Annotated in this window: 27 protein-coding genes; 25 read left to right on the top strand and 2 right to left on the bottom strand. The window is 45.5% G+C overall.

Features of this window, described 5'->3' with window-relative positions:
• Positions 1-11: 11 nt before the first annotated feature.
• The 5 genes from ACO0KY_RS15560 (at position 12) to ACO0KY_RS15540 (ending at position 3,709) form a co-directional block, all read left to right on the top strand.
• Positions 12-458, top strand: coding sequence for an ANTAR domain-containing response regulator (locus ACO0KY_RS15560; protein WP_423047559.1), 447 nt, complete (start codon positions 12-14; stop codon positions 456-458).
• A 140-nt stretch (positions 459-598) separates the two neighbouring features.
• A complete protein-coding gene (locus ACO0KY_RS15555) occupies positions 599-1,954 on the top strand; it encodes a sensor histidine kinase (protein ID WP_423047557.1) in 1,356 nt (451 codons plus the stop codon).
• Between the two features lie 22 nt (positions 1,955-1,976).
• Positions 1,977-2,732, top strand: coding sequence for a LytR/AlgR family response regulator transcription factor (locus ACO0KY_RS15550; RefSeq protein WP_423047555.1), 756 nt, complete (start codon positions 1,977-1,979; stop codon positions 2,730-2,732).
• 38 nt (positions 2,733-2,770) lie between these two features.
• On the top strand, positions 2,771-3,034 hold the full coding sequence (locus tag ACO0KY_RS15545; RefSeq protein ID WP_423047553.1) for a hypothetical protein: 264 nt from the start codon (positions 2,771-2,773) through the stop codon (positions 3,032-3,034).
• 9 nt (positions 3,035-3,043) lie between these two features.
• On the top strand, positions 3,044-3,709 hold the full coding sequence (locus tag ACO0KY_RS15540; protein ID WP_423047610.1) for a DMT family transporter: 666 nt from the start codon (positions 3,044-3,046) through the stop codon (positions 3,707-3,709).
• 121 nt (positions 3,710-3,830) lie between these two features.
• On the opposite strand, the gene ACO0KY_RS15535 is transcribed toward ACO0KY_RS15540, so the two are convergent.
• A complete protein-coding gene (locus ACO0KY_RS15535) occupies positions 3,831-4,904 on the bottom strand; it encodes an OmpA family protein (protein WP_423047551.1) in 1,074 nt (357 codons plus the stop codon).
• Positions 4,905-5,394: 490 nt separating this feature from the next.
• Here ACO0KY_RS15535 and ACO0KY_RS15530 point away from each other — a divergent pair, with 490 nt between their 5' ends.
• From ACO0KY_RS15530 to lnt, 19 genes are all read left to right on the top strand, one after another.
• Entirely contained in the window at positions 5,395-5,649 is a 255-nt protein-coding gene (locus tag ACO0KY_RS15530) for a hypothetical protein (protein WP_423047549.1), read from the top strand.
• 65 nt (positions 5,650-5,714) lie between these two features.
• Positions 5,715-7,097 carry a pilus assembly protein TadG-related protein gene (locus ACO0KY_RS15525; protein WP_423047547.1) on the top strand — a complete coding sequence of 461 codons (1,383 nt, stop codon included), beginning with the start codon at positions 5,715-5,717 and terminating at the stop codon, positions 7,095-7,097.
• Entirely contained in the window at positions 7,088-7,483 is a 396-nt protein-coding gene (locus ACO0KY_RS15520) for a hypothetical protein (RefSeq protein WP_423047545.1), read from the top strand. Before ACO0KY_RS15525 ends, ACO0KY_RS15520 begins: the two co-directional genes overlap by 10 nt.
• A 50-nt stretch (positions 7,484-7,533) precedes the next feature.
• Positions 7,534-7,863, top strand: a complete 330-nt coding sequence (locus tag ACO0KY_RS15515) for a hypothetical protein (protein WP_423047543.1) — start codon at positions 7,534-7,536, stop codon at positions 7,861-7,863.
• A gap of 5 nt (positions 7,864-7,868) precedes the next feature.
• On the top strand, positions 7,869-8,690 hold the full coding sequence (locus tag ACO0KY_RS15510) for a hypothetical protein (protein WP_423047541.1): 822 nt from the start codon (positions 7,869-7,871) through the stop codon (positions 8,688-8,690).
• The gene (locus ACO0KY_RS15505; RefSeq protein ID WP_423047539.1) at positions 8,681-9,376 is read left to right on the top strand and encodes a hypothetical protein; all 696 of its coding nucleotides are present in this window, start codon (positions 8,681-8,683) and stop codon (positions 9,374-9,376) included. Before ACO0KY_RS15510 ends, ACO0KY_RS15505 begins: the two co-directional genes overlap by 10 nt.
• Positions 9,377-9,435: 59 nt before the next feature.
• On the top strand, positions 9,436-9,609 hold the full coding sequence (locus ACO0KY_RS15500) for a hypothetical protein (protein WP_423047537.1): 174 nt from the start codon (positions 9,436-9,438) through the stop codon (positions 9,607-9,609).
• A 21-nt stretch (positions 9,610-9,630) separates the two neighbouring features.
• On the top strand, positions 9,631-10,692 hold the full coding sequence (cpaB, locus tag ACO0KY_RS15495; RefSeq protein WP_423047535.1) for a Flp pilus assembly protein CpaB: 1,062 nt from the start codon (positions 9,631-9,633) through the stop codon (positions 10,690-10,692).
• Between the two features lie 5 nt (positions 10,693-10,697).
• Positions 10,698-12,023 (top strand): type II and III secretion system protein family protein, encoded by a 1,326-nt coding sequence (locus ACO0KY_RS15490; protein WP_423047533.1) that lies wholly within the window; start codon positions 10,698-10,700, stop codon positions 12,021-12,023.
• A gap of 3 nt (positions 12,024-12,026) precedes the next feature.
• The gene (locus ACO0KY_RS15485) at positions 12,027-13,808 is read left to right on the top strand and encodes an ATPase, T2SS/T4P/T4SS family (protein ID WP_423047531.1); all 1,782 of its coding nucleotides are present in this window, start codon (positions 12,027-12,029) and stop codon (positions 13,806-13,808) included.
• Entirely contained in the window at positions 13,765-14,661 is an 897-nt protein-coding gene (locus tag ACO0KY_RS15480) for a type II secretion system F family protein (RefSeq protein WP_423047529.1), read from the top strand. Before ACO0KY_RS15485 ends, ACO0KY_RS15480 begins: the two co-directional genes overlap by 44 nt.
• A gap of 10 nt (positions 14,662-14,671) precedes the next feature.
• Complete coding sequence (locus ACO0KY_RS15475) at positions 14,672-15,541, top strand: type II secretion system F family protein (RefSeq protein ID WP_423047527.1); 870 nt, start codon at positions 14,672-14,674, stop codon at positions 15,539-15,541.
• Between the two features lie 67 nt (positions 15,542-15,608).
• Complete coding sequence (locus ACO0KY_RS15470) at positions 15,609-16,064, top strand: tetratricopeptide repeat protein (RefSeq protein ID WP_423047525.1); 456 nt, start codon at positions 15,609-15,611, stop codon at positions 16,062-16,064.
• Positions 16,061-16,789 (top strand): TadE family protein, encoded by a 729-nt coding sequence (locus tag ACO0KY_RS15465; RefSeq protein WP_423047523.1) that lies wholly within the window; start codon positions 16,061-16,063, stop codon positions 16,787-16,789. The genes ACO0KY_RS15470 and ACO0KY_RS15465 overlap by 4 nt, the downstream gene beginning before the upstream one ends.
• On the top strand, positions 16,789-17,133 hold the full coding sequence (locus ACO0KY_RS15460; RefSeq protein WP_423047521.1) for a DUF192 domain-containing protein: 345 nt from the start codon (positions 16,789-16,791) through the stop codon (positions 17,131-17,133). The genes ACO0KY_RS15465 and ACO0KY_RS15460 overlap by 1 nt, the downstream gene beginning before the upstream one ends.
• Before the next feature lie 55 nt (positions 17,134-17,188).
• Positions 17,189-17,563 (top strand): hypothetical protein, encoded by a 375-nt coding sequence (locus ACO0KY_RS15455; protein ID WP_423047519.1) that lies wholly within the window; start codon positions 17,189-17,191, stop codon positions 17,561-17,563.
• A 55-nt stretch (positions 17,564-17,618) separates the two neighbouring features.
• Complete coding sequence (locus ACO0KY_RS15450) at positions 17,619-19,487, top strand: Ig-like domain-containing protein (RefSeq protein ID WP_423047517.1); 1,869 nt, start codon at positions 17,619-17,621, stop codon at positions 19,485-19,487.
• Positions 19,488-19,495: 8 nt separating this feature from the next.
• Positions 19,496-20,530: a hypothetical protein gene (locus tag ACO0KY_RS15445; RefSeq protein ID WP_423047515.1), complete on the top strand. Its 1,035-nt coding sequence runs from the start codon at positions 19,496-19,498 to the stop codon at positions 20,528-20,530.
• A 26-nt stretch (positions 20,531-20,556) separates the two neighbouring features.
• Positions 20,557-22,074: an apolipoprotein N-acyltransferase gene (lnt, locus tag ACO0KY_RS15440; RefSeq protein ID WP_423047513.1), complete on the top strand. Its 1,518-nt coding sequence runs from the start codon at positions 20,557-20,559 to the stop codon at positions 22,072-22,074.
• A gap of 102 nt (positions 22,075-22,176) precedes the next feature.
• Here lnt and ACO0KY_RS15435 read toward each other — a convergent pair whose 3' ends face one another.
• Positions 22,177-22,851, bottom strand: a complete 675-nt coding sequence (locus ACO0KY_RS15435; RefSeq protein ID WP_186911927.1) for a GGDEF domain-containing protein — start codon at positions 22,849-22,851, stop codon at positions 22,177-22,179.
• Between the two features lie 114 nt (positions 22,852-22,965).
• Between ACO0KY_RS15435 and ACO0KY_RS15430 the strand changes: the two genes are divergently transcribed.
• On the top strand, positions 22,966-23,895 hold the full coding sequence (locus ACO0KY_RS15430; RefSeq protein WP_423047510.1) for a 1-aminocyclopropane-1-carboxylate deaminase/D-cysteine desulfhydrase: 930 nt from the start codon (positions 22,966-22,968) through the stop codon (positions 23,893-23,895).
• Positions 23,896-23,913: the final 18 nt, after the last annotated feature.

Raw genomic sequence — 23,913 nt, 5'->3', positions numbered from 1 at the left:
ATGGTGTACTTATGCTTAAAGCCGTTATCCTGGATGCGAATGCCGTTGCCCGAAATTTGCTGACATCCGTATTAAATAACGGTGGTCATGAAGTGATTGGCGATGCGAATCTGACACCTTCCAGTTTGGCGCGGGTGATCAAACTCAAACCGCAAATTATTTGTATCGATATCGGCGAAGCGAATGAAGAAGGTCTCGCTATCCTTGATAATTTGCGTAAAGAATTACCAAAGACATTGTTGTTTATGGTTTCTTCTAAGATCGATGCCGCAATTTTGCAAGCTGCCCAACAACGTGGTGTGCAAGGTTTTATCGTCAAACCTTTCAATTCTGTCGCGGTATTGAGTTCGATACGCAACACCATCATTCGCATTGCCAAACAACAACAACGACCTGCCGTGACTGAATCCGGTGCTGACGACGTCAGCGGCGATCAAGTCGCCGGTGATACTGCGTAATCCATCGCGCTTTGGCCTGATTTCATCAGGCTATCTGCGATTTCGTCGCATACTTCCATTTCTATTCTGATTTTCCTTAAATTTGCGTTGATTCGCTAAGCCTGAGTAGCGATGCTTTTGCCTGAGGGAACATAAGGATGATGACTAAAATAGATAATCGCTCCACTGAACAGCCACTGCCGCCTGAAGTTTCAATCGGTAGTGACAGCTGGCTTACCCGGGCACGCAACTATCCGGTTTTTTCGCGCACATGGTATTACTACCGAAGCCTGGCATGGCTGATACCTCTGGTGGTGATCGATTTGCTTATCCTGGTAATCACAACACTATTGAGTTTGCCACTGAGTAAAGTATTACCAGTGATGTTGCCGATTAGTATAGGTGTGTCGGCTTTATACCTTACTGGGCCGGGTTTGGCTGTGTTAGTACGTCAGCTTCAGTTTGTCGAAAAAAAAGAAGCTATTTACCTGACATTGGCGTTGGTATTTGGCGGATTGCTCAGCTATGGCATCTATCAATTATCCGATTATTTTTGTGATTGGGTCAGCTCAGAAAAAAAAGTACATGGCAGCTTTGAATTTGCAGCCAAATTTGAGGGACACGATAGTCCGGCAAGTAAAGAGTTGGAGAGTGGAATTAACAGCTTCCATTCTGTAAAACCAAAACCCCAAGTAAGTACCGCCTCCGCCGCTGCATCATCAGATGAGCAAACAGCTAAAGAAGCGAATCAAAATATCAACCAGTTCTTAACACCGGTTGTGAACGGCTTCGTCGACACCTTAATCGTGATTTCTTTGGGTGGTGGATTTGACCTGTGGTTGTTTTTCCGTCAGAAAAAACGCCTGTTGGAAGACCAGCGTTTGCGTGAACTAAAGCAGGCACAAGAAGCCAGGCGCGAAGCTGAATTACGTTTGTCGGTGTTGGTGGCGCAAGTGGAGCCCCATTTCCTGTTTAATACTTTAGCTGGCGTGCGCTCTGCGATTAATACCGAACCAGTCAGAGCAACCGCAATCGTTGATCATCTGGTCGATTATTTACGGGCGACTATCCCAAAATTTCGCTCAGATGGCAGTTCTTCTCAAGCACGGCTGCAACAGCAACTCGATGCTGCTCGTGCTTATTTGAATTTGATGCAGGCCAGAATTCCACGCCTGAATTTCTCGATTGAATCTGAAATTGCAGATGCTGCTTTGCCGCCTTTAATGTTGATTTCCCTGGTCGAAAATGCGATCAAACATGGCGTTGAACCAAAAATAGGGCCAGCTCATATTGCAATCAACGCACGTGAACTGGTGCTTGATAAGCAAAGCTTGCTTGAGCTGAGCGTGGCAGATGATGGTGTTGGCTTTGGTGGCACGACGAGTGGCTCTGGCATCGGTCTGGAAAACATCAGAGAACGCCTTGCATCGATGTATGGCGATGCTGCGAGCCTGACTTTAAAAGCCAATCCTGAAGGCGGTGTTACCGCAATCATTTGCTTACCTTTAGAAAAATAATCAGAGACGGTGGGAGAAAAATATGACGACTGCAATCATCGCTGAAGACGAAGATTTGCCACGCAAAGAGCTGCGCCGTATGTTGGCTGAACTATGGCCAGAATTGAAAATTGTTGCTGAATGCGAACACGGCGCAGAAGCGCTGGAGGCGATACACGAACACCAACCAGATATCGCCTTTTTAGATATCCGTATGCCGGGCATGACAGGTTTAGACGTCGCCAACGCCGTCAAAGGGCGTTGTCATGCCGTGTTCACTACGGCGTATGACAGTTATGCGATTGACGCGTTTGCGGCAGGCGCTGTGGACTATTTGCTTAAACCAATATTACAAGCGCGTCTGATTGAAGCTATAGAGCGTTTGAAAACACGGATCGACAGCAAGCAAGATGCGCCCGATATCAGCCAGTTAATGTCGGCGTTAGATAAACGCCTGCGCAACAATGCGCCGGAGCGGATACGTTGGGTCAGCGCCAGTGTTGGCGATACGATCAAGATGTTCGCGATCGATAAAATCCTGTTTTTTACTTCGGATGAAAAATATACCCGGGTGGTATGCGCAAGCGATGAAGCCCACGTGCGCAAACCGCTGAAAGAAATTATGGATGGTCTCGATAGTGAACAATTCTGGCAAATTCACCGCAGCGTGGTGGTGCGCGCCGATGCGATATCCAAAGCACACCGCGACGAGATGGGGCGTTACACGGTTGAATTGCATGGTAGTAATGAAAAACTCAAAGTCAGTCAAGCCTACGCCTGGCGCTTTAAGCCTATGTAATTTCAATCTACAATCCTGAGCAGATTGTCTGCTATCTTGTGTCCGATTCTGGCGAGCGCAGAACCGCAGTCTTTGTTAAGCTGACGCTCTTTGGATTATCTGGAACCGACATGCGCAGTAGTGACTTATTCCGATTATTTAGCCTGGCGGCGATTTGGGGTGCCTCGTTTTTATTCATGCGCATTATCGCTCCTGTGCTTGGCGCATTCTGGACGGCTGAGATACGTGTTGGTCTGGCCGATCTGGCGCTGATTGCCTGGATGTTAGTCAGCAAACAGCCGATTGTTTTCCGTCAGTATTAGAAATCGTTCCTGATACTTGGTGCCATCAGCACTGCCTTACCAGCAGTCTTTTATGCGTATGCGGCGCAGCATATTCCAGCTGGATATTCGGCGATTATGAATGCGACAAGTCCCTTGTGGGGCGCAGTGATGGCAGCGATTTTTCTGGGAGAACAATTCACGCTGCGTAAAATGGCAGGCATGCTGGTCGGCGTGCTTGGAGTAGCCATGCTGGTACGGTTGGGGCCAGTGGAATGGAGTACCGAGTTATTGCTGGCATTGCTGGCATGTTCTGCGGCGACGATTTGTTATGCCTTAGCTGGTGTATATACCAAGAAGCTGTCGGTCGACGTCAATCCGGTTTTAATGGCAACAGCGTCTCAGGTGGGTGGTGCACTATTTCTGTTACCGTCACTGCCATTTTCACCCGTTCCAGGTGCTGTCACGATTGCCATTGTGCTGGCCGCTGCCGCGCTGTCTCTGCTTTGCAGCGCGATTGCCTATTTGTTGTACTTCCGCCTGATTCACGACATTGGTCCAACCAAGGCCCTGACGGTGACGTTTTTGATTCCCTTGTTTGCTTTATTGTGGGGATTTTTATTTCTCAACGAAAATATCACGTTGAGCACTCTGGCAGGATGCGCCGGGGTAGTGCTTGCGACATGCTTAGTCGTGTTGACACCCGCAAAAAAATGAGACTTCCAAATACCGTGATGTCGCGGTATTTGGATTATCGGAGATCTTTGGCTGACTTAAACTGTAGTGAGTTGGGAATTGTGAAATGCTAAGTTGTGTTGTACAACTTAGCACCAACCAATCAGCGCTTTACCAACTCGACCCGACGATTCTTTGCTCTGCCTTGCTCTGTCGTATTGTCTTGCAAAGGTTTTTCTGCACCAAGACCAATCGCATTGAGTCGCGCAGCGGCTATACCTTTATCGGTGATTTCCTTTACTACCGCACGCGCACGCGCTAGCGACAGGTTTTTGTTATGTTCAGCTGAGCCGACGTTGTCGGTGTGACCTTCGATATTGAGTTGTAACTTGTCATCTGAACGTAGCAGTTTAACGATTTCTTCTACGACCGGTTTGCTCGCACTTTTGATCACATCACTGTCAGTATCGAAGGAAAGATACAGGGCAACATGACCTTGTGTTTGCAAACTTGCCGCCATCGCATCTGCCTTAATCAGTGCAACACTTTGTTCCAGTGCTTTTTCTTCTACGGTGACCAATGTGGTCGTTATTCCACCGTTTTCTTCAATGACAGCTATCCAGATATTGGTTTTGTTGGTGCGGATAAGGTATTGGCTAAACGACTCAAGGCCATGATTATCGGAGCGCGGACTATCGTTGATATGCAATTTCCCCAAAAGAGTTTCAAGTCCGCCTGGTTGCGCTTTTATAAAGGCAGGATCTGTGGGCTCAAGCTTATTCACCTTCACACCACCAAGTGCTTTGATCGCTTCGTCATAATTGCGCTGTGCTGCGACCACAGAGAGCTTTGCTGGATTGTTGGGGAAGTGGCGTATCGACACTTTTCCTTCTACGGTTTTTAACTCATTTCCTGCAATGACATAAGCAATATCAAATGGCGTAGGAGGTAATCCAGAGCGATAACTTTCGTCTAACGTTACCGGATAGTCAACATAAGGAAATGGCGGCAGGTTAACAGTAGTCATGGCAACGGAGTCCAGATCAAACGGCGTTGCTGCAGTTGGAGCTGCAGGTGTTGCAGCGATTGTAGGTGGCGTCGCAGTTTCCGACGCGGCGCTCGCTGGACTGGCAGCCGGGTTCACAGAATGTGCTTCAACCGGTTTTTTATTGCAGCCCGCGATACTTAAAAAAGTGATCAGGCAGATACTTAATGTTGATAACGATAGTTTTTTCATTTAACTCGACGTTTGATATAGGTAAAGATGTGCGGTATTTGTGGGGGAGTACGACTACTTTTTTTCAATAGCAAGATTTTAATGAACAAATCCTTCTAGTTTAACCTTGCTATGAGGAGTGTAATTTATCAAAGCACTATTTTTTACTACTAAGCGTTACGAAACGTAAATCAAATTTACTTACGAATTGGAAATGTATTCCTAACTCTAAAACAAATAAATGTTTTATTGGAAAATGGGCTTCATGAAATTGTAAGTATATCAATATCTTTTTACCCTCAAGTTACAAATTCAGAAATTAAAATTGATAAAGAAAGAAATAATTTCTTTTTAACATCAAAATTAGCAAGAATAATTTCCGTTAAGAAAGAAAAGTTTTGCAAAACTGCAAGTAATGTAACGATATGTAATTGTCAAAAAATAATTTGTTTTTTCACATTACTCTTCGCACGCAATATTTAGTTTCATTTTATAACCTGTCGGAGAAATCATGAATAAATTCGTTTTACGTCGTCGTCAGCTAGGTCAAGGTATGACTGAGTACATCATTATCGTAGCGCTCATTGCGATTGCCGCTATCGGTGTTTATCAAGCTTTCGGCGGCATCGTTCGCGGTCAGACTGCTGCTGCTGCATCGACCCTTGCTGGCAACAATACCGGTGCCCGTGCAAAAGTCGATGAGCAATCGACCAAAGCAGATAACGAGAGTCAAAAAGATAAATCACTCAAAACTTTTGAGAAGTAATTCAAGCGAGACAAATAAAGCTGGAGATAGTCTCCAGCTTAACGATCCTCATAGAAAGTAATCACATGTGCGCAGGTCAGAGAAAAAATAAAGGGCAATCCTTGGTCTTATTTTTAGGCTTTGCTGCAGCCATGGTCGCACTTCTTTTAGTCGCCTTCAACTCCGGGCAAATCACAAATTCAAAAATGCGTGCGATGAATGCTGCTGATGCTGCGGCATATAGCGGCGCCGTGTGGCAGGCACGTACCTTGAATTTTCAAGCATACATGAATCGCGCGATGGTGGTGAATGAAGTCACTATCGCACAATCGGTCAGTCTCAGGTCATGGATTTCTTATCTTGATCGATTTGTCACAAATATCAACTATATCACCCGATTTGTCCCATATCTGGGTGCAGCGACCACCGCAGTACAACGAGTGATCAGCGGTATCGATACGGCTGCTCAAACGGTGCTACCACCAATCGATATAGTAATGCGCGGTTTTAATTTTGTAGAACATAACGTAGGGCAGGACGCCCTTAATCTTTCAGGCGCGCTGGTAGCGCAAGATCTTGCTGCCAATGTCGCACGCTTAAATGGTGCCGAATTTTCTTCAGCGAATCCCGCCTTATTTCTTATCAATGAAAAGCGATGGAACACATTTACAAAAACATACAGTAAATCCAGCGGGAGAGTTGGTACCGACGGCCGCACGAGAATTCGCCAAGTCGCCTTAGATTCAAGGGATGGTTTTACCACTGCCAGAGATTGGAGCGCAGGAGCGAAGCCGCTCTTTGGGTTACGCAAACAAGGTGGAACAGACCTAATCGATTTCGATGCATGGAAAGGCTTGGACTCAGCAAAGTTAGGTATAGGTTGGAATTTTATCAAAGGTGAATGGATCGTTGATGTTCCTCTAGGCTGGGGGGGGGCTCAATCCTATGCGCCGAGGAAAAAAACTCAAGTTGGGCGTCATGGCAATACAAATGAATGGGGGGATATGGATGGCGTCAGGGCGAATGCTGAAGCGAATAATAAAAATGCAAAAAATATTCAAACAGAATTTCAGGCATATCGCGATGTTGCCAATTTGAGCGCGCCAACATCGAAGAACGATCCCTTCAAATTACCATTTTCGGTGGAAGTGGTAATCAAACAAGACAAGATACCCGTCGCCGAAACTGCGCTGAAAGCCAATGCGATGTTATCGGATGGCAGCAAATTGAGTGCCAATCCAAATTTAGGTGGGGGCGGCGTCTATGCACTGGCGACCGCTTGCGTTTCATTTGATCGTCCGTACAGATCGGATCGTCAAGATGGAAAAACGGAGTACCCGAGTTTATTCAATCCATATTGGCGAGCCTCGCTCGCCACTGATGGAAGAGTCGCGCGTGGTATCGCTGATGCCACGAAAGGCTTACCTCCAATTGCAAGCTTATTAGGCGGAGATTCAACATGCAGTTAAACAAGATATATGGACAGGTCAAATTTGGTGTCGTTGCCATGCTCGCTTTTCAAGTGGTTGCGTGTGGCAACAGCACGGGCAGTTCAGATGCAACAAATAGTGATGCCAACAGCGCTGTGGGGCAGACGTACGAAGTCGTCACTGTTACTCAACCAGAAAATTTCTCCCAATACCGTGACTGGTACAAAACGATTTATGAATCCTGTGTCGAATTGGCAAAAGACAGAAATTTACCAGTGAAGCCTTTTGTGAACGTGCCAGTCGATTTCATTATCGATAAGGACGTCTACATCAGTGATGGCAAAAACTATTTACATAGCAACTTTAGCTACGGTATCAATATCAACGACGACGTGCCAGGAAAAGCTGTACCACGTCGATTGTAAAAACCGAATCGCACCTGATAATAAAGAATGGTAAGAGCTATGCAGTTGACGTGCAAGAAAACGGTGAGCGCATTGGGCCGCAGTTTCAGGTGGATATGGTCCAGGAGCCGGCGGAAGATACTTCTCTCTATTCCGTTCCTAAGGTTATCAACGGGATACCACTCAAATGCCAAGCAAGTAGCGAGTTCAACAAAGCCTTAGGGGAGTTTTGTATTTTAGAACCAAAGGGAATAACCAAGTTTATCCAAATTGATGGAAAATTTTTGCCAGCATATGCGCGCAATTTTCTTACAAAAGATCAATTTGGTGTGCTTGTTACAAAGCCTGTCTCAGTCAAAGCCAACTTGCCCATTAATTCAACAGTTTTCGACGTGAAATAATGCTTATGTCAGTGGATCGTTCATTATTGCGCGGACAAGCGATCATTGAACTGCTGGTATTCATCGGTGTTGCTGCTAGTCTCTTTTTGGGAATTTTGTATCTTGGTAAATTCCATGATCTCCAGTCCCAGACCATCCAGGCAGCGCGTTATGCGGCCTGGGAAAGAACCGCGCGTGATCCAGCTACGTTTTCAGATACGAAACTGGAAGCACAAATACGCGCACGCGTATTTAGCTGGAACCGTGATCCATATAAGGCCGCAGACAAGATGACTAACGGCCAAAGTTGGGCTAGTCAGACCGCATTTTGGACCGATCATGCCGGTAAGCAGCGTTTGATTGATAAGCCACAGGATGTGAGTATAACAACCGCATCCGCCGCTTTGCCAGGCACCGCCGCAAATACCATCGGAAAAACCGTTGGAGCGGTACAGAACAGCGTAGGAAAATTGACCGGAGGCGAGCCGCTAAATTTAGGTGGTTTATATACGAGCACCGTCAACGTTAAATTAACTAATATTTCAGTCTTGCAAGACCCCATGAACAATTTAAATCTGACACTGAAAGAAACGTCGTCTTTAGTGACAGACAGTTGGGATGCTGATGGACCAAGACAAGCCGCAATGCGCACGCGGGAATATACGCCTGCATCTGCTTTGCAAAAAATAAACGGAGCATTAAGTCTGGTTACTGGCTTCCTTTCCATATTAGAACCAAGTTTTGCTCAATTTAGTCCAGGTCAAATCTGTCCAGATATCGTTCCTGCTGATCGCCTGTCAGGTTCCTCAGGACTGCCTGTCTATAACGGAGGCGGCCCATGTTATTGACAAATCTTATGCGCTTCAAAAACCTGCGGACTCGTTGTCTGTCGTTCGCAATCCTCTTGCTTATCGTCGCGCCATGTCATGCCGGATGGCAGGGGATGCCCGATAGTGTGAATCTTCAAGCAGTGGGAGAAGATCTTCGTCTGAACGGCACGCCGATGAAAATCAGGGCATTTACAGCTGATTTGCCTATGGAAATATTGTTGAATCAGGTCCAGGAGATTTGGCAAAAGCAAATTGAAAGTAATTCCGTTCAACGAACAAAAAATACCAGCTGGACAGTGTTAAACCAAACGATCGGTCTTGAGCACAGAAGTTTTCAAATTCGCGAAATTAGCGCAACAAAGGTTGAAGGTTTTGTTGCGCTGACTTCGCCGCAGCTGACAACTGTACCAAAACTGGTAATACCCTTGCCATCGGATGTACGAACCGTTTCGATCATAGATTCAAATGATGGCGGAAAAGTATCTCAGCAAATTATTGCGGTGTCGCCGCGTTCTATTGATGCCACTGTGAGCGCCTTGGAATCCTCCTTGAAGAGCGCGGGTTGGGAGCGTCATGTGATGAAAAAAAGCGTCGCATTAATAAAATTTTCTGCAAACCGTAATGGACAGGAGTTTGATGCCAGTCTCAGTGCGCAAAAAGCAGGCACTTTACTAATGATGAATACGATAGTGCAGTCAAAATAAAGAAAAGGTTTTGATTTATGACGTTACGTAAAACTCGATATAACAATGAACTATTCAAAATGAAATTGCAGCGGGGCCATGCTATTACAGAATACATTGTGGTGACTGGTGTAATGGCGTTGGTGTTATTTGTACCCCATGAGTTAACCAACAATATGGCTCCCGTTGACTACCTGGCTCGTTCCATTGCGACATTCTTTCGTGGATTCAGTTTTCTGATTTCTGTTTTTTAATTTACTTGTCAGTATATTTCCTTGAAAATCTCAAAAAATACCCTGCTACTAGGCGGTGCCATCACGTTAGGCGTTGTATGCTTCGCTGGCGCACAATACTATTTACGTACCTATCTGTCCCAGGCAGAGTCGCGTCTGGCTGGCTCATATAAAACGAAAAAAGTGATTGTTGCAGCGGTTGAATTGCCAGCTGGTACAGCACTATCGACTGATAATCTGGCTGTTCGCACGATCCCAGAGCGCTATCTCTCAAGTAATGCGGTGGGGCCAGAGGATCTCGACGCAATTACTGGTCAGCATTTGCTCAATAGCCTCAAACCAGGAGACCCGATTGACCGTGGAACCCTTGAGCGTGCCGACCGTGCTGCATTGTCGACCACGATTCATAGTGGTGAACGCGCGATCACCTTTCCTGTTGACGAAATCAGTTCTATATCGGGGATGTTGGTCCCGGGAGACATTATTGATCTCATGTTTACAGGTCCTGGCCCCGCACCAGGCTCTGCACCGAGCCCTGCTGTTACGTCAGACAATCAGAATTCTGCACCGAAAGAACAACTTAATGTTCGCTTGATTTTGCAATCAGTACCGGTCATCGCGACTGGAAAAATCACAAAAAAGCAAACCATAAAAACGGAAAATGGCGCACAAAAAGAGGTCGATGTTGATTTTAATACCGTGACCCTTAAAGTGAATCCTACGGATGCGCAGCAAATCTTACTGGGCCAGAAGTTAGGACAACTTACTGCCATTTTGAGAAATGCTGACGATAAAAAATCGCTCGGAAAAATGGTTTTAGATGAGTCAACTTTCAAACAAACTGGCTTAGTGAATCGTTCCCGTCCAGCAGATTATGTAGAAATTATAGTCGGCGGTACAGGGAAGACTGGTGGCGTAAAAATGCAATCAGAGGTTGGAAAAAATCCATTTATAGACATGCTTGGTGCAATAACGCAAACACCAGCTGAAAAGCCATCGTTAAATGTCATGGATGTTAAAACTCGCCTTGGGATCACACCGCCAGCAGCACCAAACCCAGCAAACGAGATGCCATTTTCAAAGCGAAATAACAAGAACGGATGAACGACGTGACTAAAGTATTTTTACTAGTGATTAGCTTTCTATTTGCAGGTACTGCGTTTGCCGCAGCGCCTCCTTCTAATGAAATAGAATTGTTTAATGGGCAAGCGCAAGTGTTTCCTATTTCTGTAAATCGCATCGCCGTAGGAAATGGAAAAATAATTTCAGTGTCTATCGTATCGCAAAATCAATTATTGATATTGGCAGAAACACCTGGCGTGTCTACTTTGCACCTATGGATGAAAGATGGAACTGAAAAGGAAATGACGGTATTCGTACTCGAAGCGAATATGAAAAAAATTCTGGATGACGTAAATCGTCTGTTGGCCAATATAGACAACGTCAAAGCAAGAATCGCTGGATCTAAAATTGTTCTTGAAGGTGAAATGGTCAGTGACGTGAATCAGGAACGGGCACAGGCTATTGCCAAAATGTATTCTGAACACGTGGTCAATTTCATTGGCAAAATAGGCTGGGAGAAAATGATTTATATGGACGTCAAAGTCGTTGAGCTGACTTCCAAAGGTGCGAAAGATCTTGGCATACGCTGGGACTCTTCAATTAACGGACCACACGCTGGTGTTCTCGCTGATCTTTATAGTAATAATTTATATCGCTATGTACCCAATACTCAGTCTAGTGGCTTGGATCTGAGCCAGGTTCCCTTACCAGGTAAGGTTTGGCCTCCAAAAGGCTTTGTGACAATGGCATCGTTAATGACCTCAAAGATTAATTTGTTAGTACAGGAAGGTGAAGCTGAAGTACTAGCTGCGCCCAGCCTGACTACACGTAGTGGTTCAAAAGCGCGATTCGTAGCAGGCGGTGAGGTGCCTATCCCGGTAGTCGGCGGATTCGGCCAGACTAGCGTCGAATTTAAGGAATACGGCATCATTTTGGAAGTGACACCAGTGACTGATAAATCTGGAGCTATCTATGCAAAAGTGGATGTTGAAGTTAGCAGCATCGACAAATCGGTCAGCGTGCTTGGCATACCGGGATTTTTAAAGCGCAAATCTACAGCAGAATTTAATTCTAAAGAAGGCGAGACCGTCGTCTTGAATGGCCTCTATTCGTACGAAAAATCGAGCTCTACACAAAAAGTTCCAGGAGTCGGTGATATACCGTTGGTTGGTAATCTCTTCCGTGATAAAGACAGCACTATTTCAAAGCGGGAAGTAGCAATTATTATTACTCCGAGATTGATACAGCCAACGCCTGACCCTGATAAAGAACCAAAAGATATTAACGCACTTAAGTTGTACGAATTGAACAAAAATATCAGAGATCACGAGATGTTGCAAAAACCTACACCGACTTTAAATATAACGGAGTAGGCCATGTTGACAATTGAATCGAAACGTCATGATGGGATAGGTCATGAATACCGCATTAGTCAATCCTGCATTCTAGGCTCAGACGAGAAGTCACCAATCCCCTTGCCGCCATCAGCGGGCAAGCGGGCACTGCAAGTGCTTACTGACACTAAAGGCGTGTTTGGAATCGTTGACCTCGGCTGTCCAAGCGGTGTATTTGTCAACGGTGAGCGCATTGTGCGTTACGGTCCATTGCGGGTAGACGATATGATTGCCGTTAGCGGGCAGACATTGCGGGTTAAGTCGTTGACAGAGGCTAAATCAAACGACGCTGATAAAAATGCTTCGTTTAATCATTCATCCAATGAATTAGCCAAAGCTGAAGTAGTGCCGCTTAACCGCCATCCCGTGGTCCGCGAGAGCAAGTCTGAAGTAGAAAATACGAGCACTGAAAAGCAATTTCGCTCGCCATCTAGTTCCGAAAATCGTGAACATCAGTTGGCATTGTCAACTAATGCTGGCATCTTGCATGCCGAACTAATTAAGACTTTAGATCTCCGGCGGCAAGACGTTACCCGTATGGGAGACGTAGAGTTACGTGCGGTTGCCAGCAAACTGATTAAAGAACTGATTGAGAAGCTACCATTACCAGCAAAAACTGATCCACACGAATTAGAAAAATTTGTACTCGATGAGGCAGTTGGGTTAGGTGTGCTCGAGAGTTTGTTAGCGGATGATTCAGTAACTGAGATTATGGTCAACGGGGCTGAAGATATTTTTATTGAGCGAGCAGGCCAGTCACGCAGATCAGACATTGCATTCAGTAGCGAAAAAGCGCTTATGGGTGTCATCGAAAGGATAGTATCACCTATCGGACGCCGCGTGGATGAGTCCACTCCTTTGTGTGATGCGCGTCTTAAGGACGGCTCACGGGTAAATATCGTTATTCGCCCAATTGCATTAAAGGGACCCTCAGTTTCGATTCGTAAATTTGCCCAACGTCGACTGCAAGTTGAAGATTTGGTGAAATTTGGTTCGGTCGATGATGGAATGGTGCGATTCTTAAGAATTTGCGTGGAGCAAAAAAAGAACATCATCATTTCAGGCGGCACAGGTTCGGGGAAAACAACTTTATTGAACGTGATTTCTAATTTGATTCCTCCGTTCGAGCGTATTGTTACTATTGAAGACGCAGCCGAACTCAAACTTTATCACGATAATCTGGTGACATTAGAGGCCAGACCAGCCAACGTCGAAGGACGCGGCCAGGTCAGTATTCGCGAACTGGTTAAAAATTCATTGCGCATGCGTCCGGATCGCATCGTGGTGGGCGAATGTCGTGGCGGCGAAGCACTTGATATGTTGCAAGCAATGAACACAGGTCATGACGGATCTCTGACGACTGCCCATGCAAATTCTCCCCGGGACATGTTGTCACGTCTCGAGGTTATGGTGTTGATGGCAGGCATGGACTTACCGGTTACCGCGATTCGCGAGCAAATTGCATCAGCAGTACAAATTATTGTCCAGCAAACCAGATTTGCTTGTGGCACTCGTAAAGTTACCAGTATTACCGAAATCACCGGGATGGAGCGAGGGGTGATTCAGATGCAAGAAATTTTCCGATTTCAACGTATGGGTTTTTTTGATGATGGCAAAGTGCGTGGTCAATTTATGCCATGTGGATATGTCCCAACTTTTTACGAAGAATTACGTGATCAGGGTGTCGACTTAGATCTATCAATATTCGGTGCCGACGAGGATGAAACAAGTCGTCGCCCTACCGGACATGTTACCAATGCTTAGTTCTTACTTGCCTATTATTTTTGCAATCGGTTTCTCAATCAGCATTGTTCTGATTGTTTATGTATTTTGGAAATTGGGGCATCACTTGGCACAGCGCTACCGTGACACCGTTCTCAATAGTACAAGCGTTAAGTTGTCGGACATGTTCATCTTTTTAGATACCGCATTTTTAATAAAGATCAGTGCCACAGCTACGGTTATTGTTCCATTGCTATTGTTGATCATTACTGGTAATCCCTTGCTTGCTGTTGGTGGGGCCGTCGTTTGTCTTTTTGGGCCGTCGTTTGTTCATAAGCGTCTGAGAGAAAAGCGTCGAAAAACCTTAATACGTCAGCTTCCGGATACGCTTGATTCGCTAGTAGGTGCGCTGCGTTCTGGTATGAGTTTGCAGCAAGCTTTGGGATTACTCGCAGAACAGTTACCTAAACCGTCAAATCAAGAGTTTGGACTTGTCGTTCGCAAATTGCGCATGGGTGTTTCGCTCGATGATGTTCTTGAAGAGTTAGAGAAACGGATTGAATCTCAGGAATATACGATGTTTACAACCAGCATGAGAATTGCACGAGAAGTTGGGGGGAATCTTACGGAGGCACTTGAGCGGCTGGCAGACACAATGCGTAAAAAGCTGGCTATGGAAGATAAGATCGATGCATTAACCTCCCAAGGAAAACTGCAAGGGATTATTGTCGGTTGCTTGCCACTGTTTTTAATGTGGGTTCTGACTGCAATGGAGCCGGAAGCGATGGCTCCACTGTTCAATACCTTATTAGGTTACGCAGTTTTATTCGTAATTTTTATGTTGGAATTTGTCGGATTTATTTTAATACGCAAAATAGTGCGTATTGATGTTTGAGGAAAATGACATGATCGAGATTCTATTATCGCTTTTTTTTGCTTTGTCAGTCATCGGAAGCATCTGGTTTGTGTTCAGAATCGTCAAAGCAGTTCCGGAAGAGGACAGGACTTATGCAGATAAACCGCCAAAAATGCTCCAGCGCTTATGGCCACTCATTAGTATCGTAACCTACTACGTCGGTGGTCACCTATCGGTTGAGTATCGTGAAAAAACGATACGACGATTACGCAAAGTAGAGCTTGATTACGCATTGTCCCCGCAGCAGTGGCTCGCCTCGCGAATTGTATATGCCGGTCTCTTTGCACTCATTGCCTGGTTGCTTGGCATGTGGTTAGGGTCGCGTAGTCTGATATTGCCTTGCAGCGCGCTGGTATTCGGTTTTTTTTATCTTGAAATCTGGTTGCGTGACAAAATAAAAATAGTCGAAATTCAGGTGTTGAAAGGATTGCCGAATTTTCTTGATATGTTGACGTTAGCAATTGAATCCGGTTGCAATCTGACAGTAGGTATTAACATCGCCGTTGAAAAAATTCCTGACTCACCCCTAAAACGTGCATTCGCACGCTTGCTTCGTGAAGTGCGGTCTGGTCGTACTCGGATAGATGCCCTCAGAACGTTAGAAGAACGGATGGATATTTCGGTAGTTACGTCGCTCACGAGCGCCCTAGTCCAGGCAGAAAAAACCGGTGCAAGTTTAGGCTCTGTTTTACGTGCGCAATCAACGCAGCGCACTAATGAACGTTTTTCGAGAGCCGAAAAATTGGCAATGGAGGCACCAGTAAAGATGTTAGGTCCGTTAATTCTATGTATCTTTCCTTGTACCTTTGTAGTCTTAGGTTTCCCTATAGGGATGAAGATGATGAACGCATTTCAATGAGTGAGGCAATATGTTAGTAGCAAATAAGATTTATTCCATCGTAGCTATTTTTATTTTGAGTGCATCAATGAGTGCATGCGTACATCGTTCTTCAGATGCAGAAAGTGCACCAAAACAGTCATTGTTAACGCCCGTAGAAATCGGTCAGATAAGCGCTAGTGCAGAACAAGCAATGGCAGCACAGGATTATCCTAAATCAATACAACTCTACCAAAGTATTATCAGCGCCAACCCAACTGTAGCAACTGCATGGTTTCGTTTGGGTATTGCATATTTACGTAGTGACCAGCTACAACAAGCGCAACACGCATTTGAAGAGGCGATTCGCAATGATCCCGGGATGGACAAAACTTACGCCAATCTGGCGATGACCCATTTACTTGAATTTAGGATCATCGCCCAAAAAGCCTTACAGAGTGATCAAATAAGTGATGCCAATCGCTCGGCATTACGATCTCTTATTGCCGACGTCGAACATACACTGAACATTCCAGCCCAATCGCAGGTATTGGTGACTAAATGAAATTAACACCGTTCAGAGGGAGGCCGCACAAAGATGCGTGGGGTGCTACGACCATAGAATTTTATGTGGTTGCCTTTTGGATTCTGATACCTTTAATCATGGCCATACTACAGATGGGCATGTTCATTGTCGCAAAAAATACCGTGAATTTAGCAACATTTAGTGCTGCCCGCGCCGGCGCTGCTTCGGGCGGAGATGCGGGAGAGATGCGGCGAAGTTTCTTAAATGCCTTAAGCCCATTATATGTCGCAAGAGGACTTGGGGCCTTGGGTGGCAGTGGCTTGAAGGAAGTGACTAAAGGTAACTTCGCTGTGGTGATGCCTGCAGCGCTTGCAAGTGCCGCAATTGATTGGGCAATGCCAATGAATAGCTTGAAAGTTTTAAATCCAAGCAGTGCATCGTTTAAAGATTTTGCTATTCAAAATTCGCATGGTTCAGGAAAAATTATCCCTGTAAGCAATCTGATAAAAGACACGACAGTTGGCAGTGCTTCGCAGCAGACCCGAGCCGATGCTTTACTGCTGAAAATAGAAGTTACGTATTGTTATGAAATGGTATTTCCCATGATTGATGAAGCAGTTGGAAAAATTTTGGAAGAGTTCAGTACTTCGCTGAGTGATCGTGCGTGTTATGCCAGAAAGCCACCTAATAATCGACGTGGAATTCCTATCGTTGCTCAGGCAGTGGTACGAATGACGACACCTCCATTACAGAGTAACTTCTAATGAAAAGCTGGAGTAAAGCGATTGCTTTAGCGGATCTTAATATCGAAATTGCAGATACTTTTTTGAGTCGTCTACGCGGATTGTTAGGACGACGAGATTTGAGCGAAAAACAAGCCTTATTGCTCGTACCTTGCTCGGATGTTCACACTGCCTTTATGCGGTTTTCTATCGATGTCGTGTTCATTAATTACGATGGTGTTATTACCAAAATTGTGCACGATTTACGTCCTTGGCGCATGGCTGTTGATCGCACCGCTTTTGCTAGCGTTGAGCTTAAAAATGGAGCTGCACATTATTATCAGTTAGAAATAGGTCAATCATTATTGTGCAGTAATACCTTGTAGTTGGCATGTTATGAAAATAAGTCGGCAATACAGCATTTTATGCGCGGTCTTTATCTTGAATTTCGTAAGACCTGGGTCTGGTCATGCAGAAATTTTTAATTATCTCGATCGGGTTTCGGGGGTAACGGTGATGACTAATGTGCCGCCGCCTCTTGGTTCAGATAGTGATGGCGATCATACACCGCAGGTTCGTAATCGGAGCAGTCGTATTAATGAAAAAAGCCGACCAGTCGGTTTTCCTACGGTTAATCCACAATTGCAAAAAGAGCGAGATAGTGAAAGACGCGAAATTTTGCAAAATGAGCTCGAGGGCGAACAACAACATGTAAATCTTGCGCTTGCGCGTAAAGAACCAGCTAACGTCATCCACCGCCATCTTGAAAACATCACCGCTTTAAAACGTGAATTAAGTCATTTGCGTTCGAATTGATGTGGACTGTCAAAATAAATTTGATTGTGAATTGAAACGGAATAAGAAAATGAGAATGAAATCGACAATAATTCAATGGCGCACTGCCGCGCTTGTTTTTGGCTTTAGCACAATGTTAATCGCGTGTGGAGGTGGTGGTGCGGACGCACCGGGTCAGAAACCCGCAATCGGATCGTTGAGTGCACCAACGTCTGCACCGATTCTGAGTATCAGCTTGGCGGATAGCAATGGTGTAAGTAGTAATGTCACGACGATAAATAATCCGTTATCGGTGACGGCACGAATTGTTGACGGCAAGGGCGTACCGGTGCCAAACGCGCTATTGGTTTTCAGCTCAGATCAAGCATTGGTGAATTTTCAGCCGACCTCGGGTAGCCTGATTACTGATGGTAACGGGAGCGTGAAAATGCAATTATCCCCTGCTTCTATCAGTGCTTATGGTGCCGGAATGTTGAAAGCTGTGGCGAGCTATTCCGGATTAAGTGCGCAGGCACAAACGGCATTTACTGTCGGTGACAGCAAGCTCAGTGTGAATTTTGTGACACCTACGACGAATCCAGCGATGCTCAAAGCATATGGGTCTACGGTAATCACTCTTGATGTAAAAAGCAATGGATCTCTTTATACTGCCAGTGCGGTTTCACTCAGCCTTGCATCAAATTGTGCTGCCGCCGGAAAGGCAACTTTTCCAGCGACAGTATCGACGAATAATGGACGAGCACAACTAACATATCGTGATAATGGCTGCGGACAGACAGATTCGATAGTCGTATCGGTAACCGGAGCAACAACAACAGCGAGCACGCAAATTCAGATTTCACCACCCGATGCTGCATCAATACAGGTAGCGAGTATTTTACCTGCTGATCAGTCTATTGTTATCAAAGGAGCTGGTGGATCAGGTCGCTCAGAAACTGCATCGATTAAGTTTTTGGTTATTGACCAGTTTGGTAATCCTTTGCCAAATCAGGCTGTAAATTTTTCTACCATTTCCACTAAAGCGGTTGTGCTCAATAAGGCCTCCGACGTCAGTGACAGTAATGGAAACGTAACGACGACAGTTAATTCCGGAACTGAACCGACAGCACTCCGAATTCAGGCTAGTCTTCCGAACGGAATCAGTTCTATTTCGGATACGATAACGGTGACGACAGGATTGCCAACGCAAGCATCACTTTCATTAAGTCCTCTGAGCTACAACATTGAGGGATTTAATTATGATAATGCGCAGACTAGCGTCACATTGCTATTGGCTGACCAGTTTGGTAATCCAGTTGCAGACAATACACCAGTGGTATTTCAAACAGATAGTGGTGCAATAGGTAGCGCTGGACGTGGTGGTTGTACGACGGTCAATGGTGGATGTTCGGTAACCTTTAGAAGTCAGAATCCACGTTACTCAAGTGATGCGAGTGCACCGCAAAAACGGGCAGGGCTGGCAACTATTTCTGTCTCCTCACTTAACTCAAGTAATATTCCGTTGACTGGTCAGACAGCGATATTTTTGAGCGGGAGCTACGCGACGAATATCACCCAGATTCTTGACAACGGCACGAATGTACCTGTGAACGGTGGCATTACGTTGAATAATAACGATTGTTCTTCCATGATATTGCGGCTACGTATTAGCGATGCACGTTTAAACCCTATGCCTAGCGGCACCACCTTGAGTGCCTCATCGATGGTACAGGTGCAGGCAGATTTTTTCCCGGCAATCGTACCTACTGCAGCGCCTGTTTATAACGGAAATTACGTGACGGGGGATCAAGGAACGGTGCATCTGATTCCGATAACACCTAGCTCAGGCGCTTGTCGTGCCGGAAGCTCAAAAATTACTTCAGGTAGTCTCATGCTGCAAATTACGACGCCGAATGGTAATGTCACGCCTTTGAGTGTCAGTATGAGTTTTCCCTCAGCAACTTGATTGAGGAAATGAATGTTCAAATAAGTGGTGGAAATATCCCACCAGTAAATCAGCTTTCCGTATTCGGGCGGGCGCGACGCCTGCCGCGAATGTGGCTGTTGGCAGTGTATCTGATCATACCGATTTGTATGATTTTGATGTTTGCCGATATGTTCTATTTCGGCAAGCTGTTTAGGAAAAATTGGTCAAATTCGTCTTTCGGCGGACAACCCTGGTGGCTTTTGTTGTTTGGCCTTCCGCATCTTATTGCTGGCAATCTGACGTTGCTCGACAAAGAATATTTTTCTTACTATCGAACGAAATTATTACCGGCTTTTCTGGCTTACGGCTTTCTCTCTTTCGCTGCGGCATTTGGTCCTGTCTGGCTATCAAACTCAGTGGTTCTAGTACTGAGTTTTTATACGATTTACCATTTGCTTGCGCAACAGGCAGGCCTTTGTCTGACTATGTTGACTTGCGTCGGACGCAGCAGCAAAGTCTGGAAAAATCTCATGCTGGCATGCGGTATGAGCTTATATCTTGCAGTATATTTACATCTCCAATGGCCGCAAATTAGTGTTGCCTCGTACAATCCAGTCGCCATCAGCATCGTTATTTTCAGCATTTTATTGTGCCTTCTGACGTATTTCACGCGAAAAATACAGGGCACTGCTGCGGATACAGTTGCCCTCAACTATTTATGGGCTAACGTCGCTATGTTGTTTGGCTTGGCACTTGCTTTTACGTTTGGCTATTTTTCAATAGTATTCATCATACCGCGTGTGATACACGATTTGACAGCCTATCAGATCTATTTTAATCACGATGCCAACCGAAATGCGTATTCAAGACATAATATCTTGTATGCCAATCGCTACCTGAAGCACTTTCCGCCAAGCTTAACCTTGACGTTGGCATCTATTTTTATCGCATATCTGTTACAGACTTATTATCATCCGCTCACTGTGGGGCTGGTCTTTTGGCTTACTTTTATACACTACTATGCCGAGGGCATCATTTGGCGTAAGCCCAACTTGCATCGCCAGCATTTGTTGCTCTCATAAATTTCCAGATTGCACTCTTACCTGCGATGCCACATTACGTAAAATATCTGCTCTGCATCTTGTTCGGTGGCTTAATGGCAGTCGCTTATGCGCCCTTCAATGCCTGGTGGTTTCAACCTTTTTGTCTGGCGGGTTTGTTTTTGCTCGTTGATAATGAAAAACGTACCGGCTTCATTTTGGGTGCTTGCTTTGGCATTGGATGGTTCGGTGCGGGCATGTGGTGGGTATTACCAGGAATGGTCAACTATTCCAAAATCGGGTGGTTCAACGCTGGTGCTTTGTATGTTGCACTATTACTTTACCTTAGTCTTTTTCCCGGGCTGGCAATCGCCATCATTGTGCATTTCAGGTCACTCACCTTACCTTCACGAGTGCCGTCTTGGATGATGTGGGGAGGCTGTGCAGCAATATGGACTTTATTTGAGTGGTTGCGTGGAAATATCTTTACTGGTCTCCCATGGTTACTTACTGGTTATGCACAAAGCAGTGGTCCGCTAGCCTCGCTCGCATCGTTAGGCGGAGTCCTAAGTCTCAGTTATTTAGCGACTTTGATCGCTATTATTCTGGCGGCAGTCATCAACGAATTTGAAAAAAAAACGGGCACAAAAAATCGAAATCTGGCATTGATTGTTGTAGTCGTTCTATGTTTAACGGGGATGGCATTGGAGCAAATAGAATGGACCCAGAAAAGCGGGAAATTAAGTGTGCGATTAATGCAGGGAAATTTGTCGCAACTAGAAAAGTTCTCAAATGATGGCCTGCGTCAGGCAATTCTAACGTATGCAAATCTGGCGAGTGACAGCAATGCAGAATTGACGGTCATGCCAGAAACAGCTATTCCTCTAGAGTGGAATTCTCAGCCTTCGCAATTACTTGAGATGTGGAAAGAAATAGCCAAAGCAAGAAACACGACTTTGTTGATCGGTTCCGTTGTCAGTCATTTTGAGGGGCAGAGAAACCTGACCACCAACAGCGCGATAGCCATCATGCCCACTAGTTCTCATCATAGTTATAACTATCGCTACGATAAACAGCATTTGATACCATTAGGTGAATTTTATCCAACGGGTACTAATTGGCTGATGCATCTTCTTGGCCCCAATTTTTCAAGTCTTACCCCTGGTGTTGCCGATCAGTCCCCATTGCAACTGCAGGAAAAAAAAATAGGAGTCAGTATTTGCTTCGAGGATTTGTTTGATACTGAAATTCTTCATCGTGCCAAAGATGCACATATGTTGCTTAGCATGAGCAATTTTGCGTGGTTCAATGGCACTGCGGCTCCAGATCAGCATTTACAAATTGCCCAATTACGAGCGATTGAAACAGGGCGTTGGGTGGTACAAGCTGCAAATTTTGGTCGAACTGCAATAGTAGATCAACATGGTCGCATACGGATGAAGTTGGATGAAAATGCCATGGGTGTTTTGGATGGAAATGTTGATTTAGTCGTAGGTAAGACGCCTTTCATGTATTTTGGAAATTGGCCTTTACTTTTTTTATGTGTAGGGCAAATTGCGTTCATGCGCTACCTCTCCTTGAGGTAAATGTCGATAAAGGACAAATTCAATCGCATTGCCACCATTGAAATACCACAAAACTTCTTGAGCATGCTGGCACATGTCATTTATTTCTACTAATTGTTACGTTCAGAGTGGATTATTTTCGGGAGCGTTAGGGTCGTATTCTGGTAAAGGAGGATCTATATCGGTGATGCTGTCAGGGCCTTTGGCTTTGGCATTTTGTAATGCGATCGTGGCACGTTGCAGCATGGTTTCGGCTGTGTCTTTAATCGCGTTGGTGGTCAGCCCAGTCGAAAACGTGATGACTAAATCTGGCGCCAGTTTATTCCAATCTACTGCAGAAGTTCGTTTTTTGAGACGTGCAATCGCTTTCATGCTTTGATCCAGCCAGGTAGTCGGCATCACAATGGCGAACTCATTCGCGGCGACACGACCAAAGGAATCAAGCGTGCGTAACATGTCTAAGGCCTCTTTACTGAGCATTTGCAAGACCTGTTTAGCCACGGCTTGCCCATGTTTTTCAAGGATGTTTTCAAGTCCGTCGACGCTGATGACGGCAAACGAGAACGTATGTCCGGTACGATAAGAACGCGCCAATTCAGCTTCGAGCATGCTGAGTAAAGTGCGTCGGTTGAGTGCGCCGGTCAGGTGATCATGCTGTGCCAATCCTTCAAGCTTGGTCAATACCGTCTCCAGCGTCGGCAAGAGATTATCTTGCTGCCCGGTTTCTTTGATTTGTTTAATCAATTCTGATAATTGATGTCTGGCACTGACGAGTGGCTGATCGAGATCTGCGGGCATGTCCTCTCCGGTCAAAATGGGTACCAGGCGCGGTGAACGGCAAAGCGACATTCACTTCATGCAGATGGTACGCGTACAATACTACTTTACCATCATCGCCGTCAGAATTGCATCGTGTTCTTTGCCTCTTCCTCTCCTTGTCAGCGAGTTTACAGTGATTTATTCCCGGGGATAGACCTTTGGGTCAAACGGGATGATCTTTTGCATTCCCAGGTATCTGGTAACAAGTTTCGTAAATTGAAATATCCATTGATGGCTTTGCAAGGAAAGCACCCACATCTGGTCAGTATGGGCGGACTCTGGTCTAACCATATTCATGCTTTGGCTCATGCTGCTGCTATCTTGGGTTATGCGTCGACGGCATTAATACGTGCTGCTGACGGCATGGACAGTGCGATGCTTGAGGATTGCCGCCGCTTAGGGATGCAAATACGCTATGTCAGCCGGGAAAGCTACCGACAACTGCGCGACGAACCTGATTCTTGGCGTCAGTGTCTGCCAAAGGTGAGTCCGCAACACGTATGGTTGCCTGAAGGAGGTGGTAGCCCTGCAGCATTGCACGGCGTCGCTGAATTAGTAGCCGAAGTGAGCACTAGCATCGGAAGCTGCCCTGATGTTTTCATGCTCGCATGTGGTACTGGCGCGACAATGGCAGGGGTATTGGCGGGTGCTGAGAGAAAGAGTCAGGTCATTGGTGTAGCTGCATTCAATAATGCAGATTATTTGCATAATGATATTAAAAATTTGTTGCAACAGGCTGGTTACCCCGAATACGATAACTATCGTCTGTTGACTGATTTTCACCATGGTGGCTACGCGAAAATTAGTTCTGTGCTAATGTCTTTCTGCAAAAATTTTGTAAGTCAGACTGGAATCCCGCTGGAACCCGTCTACACTGGAAAAATGCTATTTGCGCTACATACGCTTTGTATGCAAGCGTATTTTCCTGAACGAACAAGAGTTGTGGCAATTCATACAGGCGGCCTGCAAGGTAACCGTGGGTTTCCTTATTCCTCCAGTTTGATGCCCGTGATGAATACGTGAACAATCATTAACTTGATG

Source organism: Undibacterium sp. Dicai25W, assembly GCF_049340505.1.
GTDB classification, from domain to species: Bacteria; Pseudomonadota; Gammaproteobacteria; order Burkholderiales; family Burkholderiaceae_D; genus Undibacterium; species Undibacterium jejuense.
The sequence above is the reverse complement of the archived record's forward strand: the minus strand, read 5'-3'. Positions and strand labels throughout refer to the sequence as shown.

What these genes read in the sequence shown, in the direction of transcription:
- ACO0KY_RS15560 (WP_423047559.1), top strand. Translation starts at nt 12, where the DNA reads ATGCTTAAAGCCGTTATCCTGGATGCGAATGCCGTTGCCCGAAATTTG.
- ACO0KY_RS15555 (WP_423047557.1), top strand. Translation starts at nt 599, where the DNA reads ATGACTAAAATAGATAATCGCTCCACTGAACAGCCACTGCCGCCTGAA.
- ACO0KY_RS15550 (WP_423047555.1), top strand. Translation starts at nt 1,977, where the DNA reads ATGACGACTGCAATCATCGCTGAAGACGAAGATTTGCCACGCAAAGAG.
- ACO0KY_RS15535 (WP_423047551.1), bottom strand. Translation starts at nt 4,904, where the DNA reads ATGAAAAAACTATCGTTATCAACATTAAGTATCTGCCTGATCACTTTT.
- ACO0KY_RS15530 (WP_423047549.1), top strand. Translation starts at nt 5,395, where the DNA reads ATGAATAAATTCGTTTTACGTCGTCGTCAGCTAGGTCAAGGTATGACT.
- ACO0KY_RS15525 (WP_423047547.1), top strand. Translation starts at nt 5,715, where the DNA reads ATGTGCGCAGGTCAGAGAAAAAATAAAGGGCAATCCTTGGTCTTATTT.
- ACO0KY_RS15520 (WP_423047545.1), top strand. Translation starts at nt 7,088, where the DNA reads ATGCAGTTAAACAAGATATATGGACAGGTCAAATTTGGTGTCGTTGCC.
- ACO0KY_RS15510 (WP_423047541.1), top strand. Translation starts at nt 7,869, where the DNA reads ATGTCAGTGGATCGTTCATTATTGCGCGGACAAGCGATCATTGAACTG.
- ACO0KY_RS15505 (WP_423047539.1), top strand. Translation starts at nt 8,681, where the DNA reads ATGTTATTGACAAATCTTATGCGCTTCAAAAACCTGCGGACTCGTTGT.
- ACO0KY_RS15500 (WP_423047537.1), top strand. Translation starts at nt 9,436, where the DNA reads ATGAAATTGCAGCGGGGCCATGCTATTACAGAATACATTGTGGTGACT.
- ACO0KY_RS15485 (WP_423047531.1), top strand. Translation starts at nt 12,027, where the DNA reads ATGTTGACAATTGAATCGAAACGTCATGATGGGATAGGTCATGAATAC.
- ACO0KY_RS15480 (WP_423047529.1), top strand. Translation starts at nt 13,765, where the DNA reads ATGAAACAAGTCGTCGCCCTACCGGACATGTTACCAATGCTTAGTTCT.
- ACO0KY_RS15475 (WP_423047527.1), top strand. Translation starts at nt 14,672, where the DNA reads ATGATCGAGATTCTATTATCGCTTTTTTTTGCTTTGTCAGTCATCGGA.
- ACO0KY_RS15470 (WP_423047525.1), top strand. Translation starts at nt 15,609, where the DNA reads ATGAGTGCATGCGTACATCGTTCTTCAGATGCAGAAAGTGCACCAAAA.
- ACO0KY_RS15465 (WP_423047523.1), top strand. Translation starts at nt 16,061, where the DNA reads ATGAAATTAACACCGTTCAGAGGGAGGCCGCACAAAGATGCGTGGGGT.
- ACO0KY_RS15460 (WP_423047521.1), top strand. Translation starts at nt 16,789, where the DNA reads ATGAAAAGCTGGAGTAAAGCGATTGCTTTAGCGGATCTTAATATCGAA.
- ACO0KY_RS15450 (WP_423047517.1), top strand. Translation starts at nt 17,619, where the DNA reads ATGAAATCGACAATAATTCAATGGCGCACTGCCGCGCTTGTTTTTGGC.
- ACO0KY_RS15445 (WP_423047515.1), top strand. Translation starts at nt 19,496, where the DNA reads ATGAATGTTCAAATAAGTGGTGGAAATATCCCACCAGTAAATCAGCTT.
- lnt (WP_423047513.1), top strand. Translation starts at nt 20,557, where the DNA reads ATGCCACATTACGTAAAATATCTGCTCTGCATCTTGTTCGGTGGCTTA.
- ACO0KY_RS15435 (WP_186911927.1), bottom strand. Translation starts at nt 22,851, where the DNA reads ATGCCCGCAGATCTCGATCAGCCACTCGTCAGTGCCAGACATCAATTA.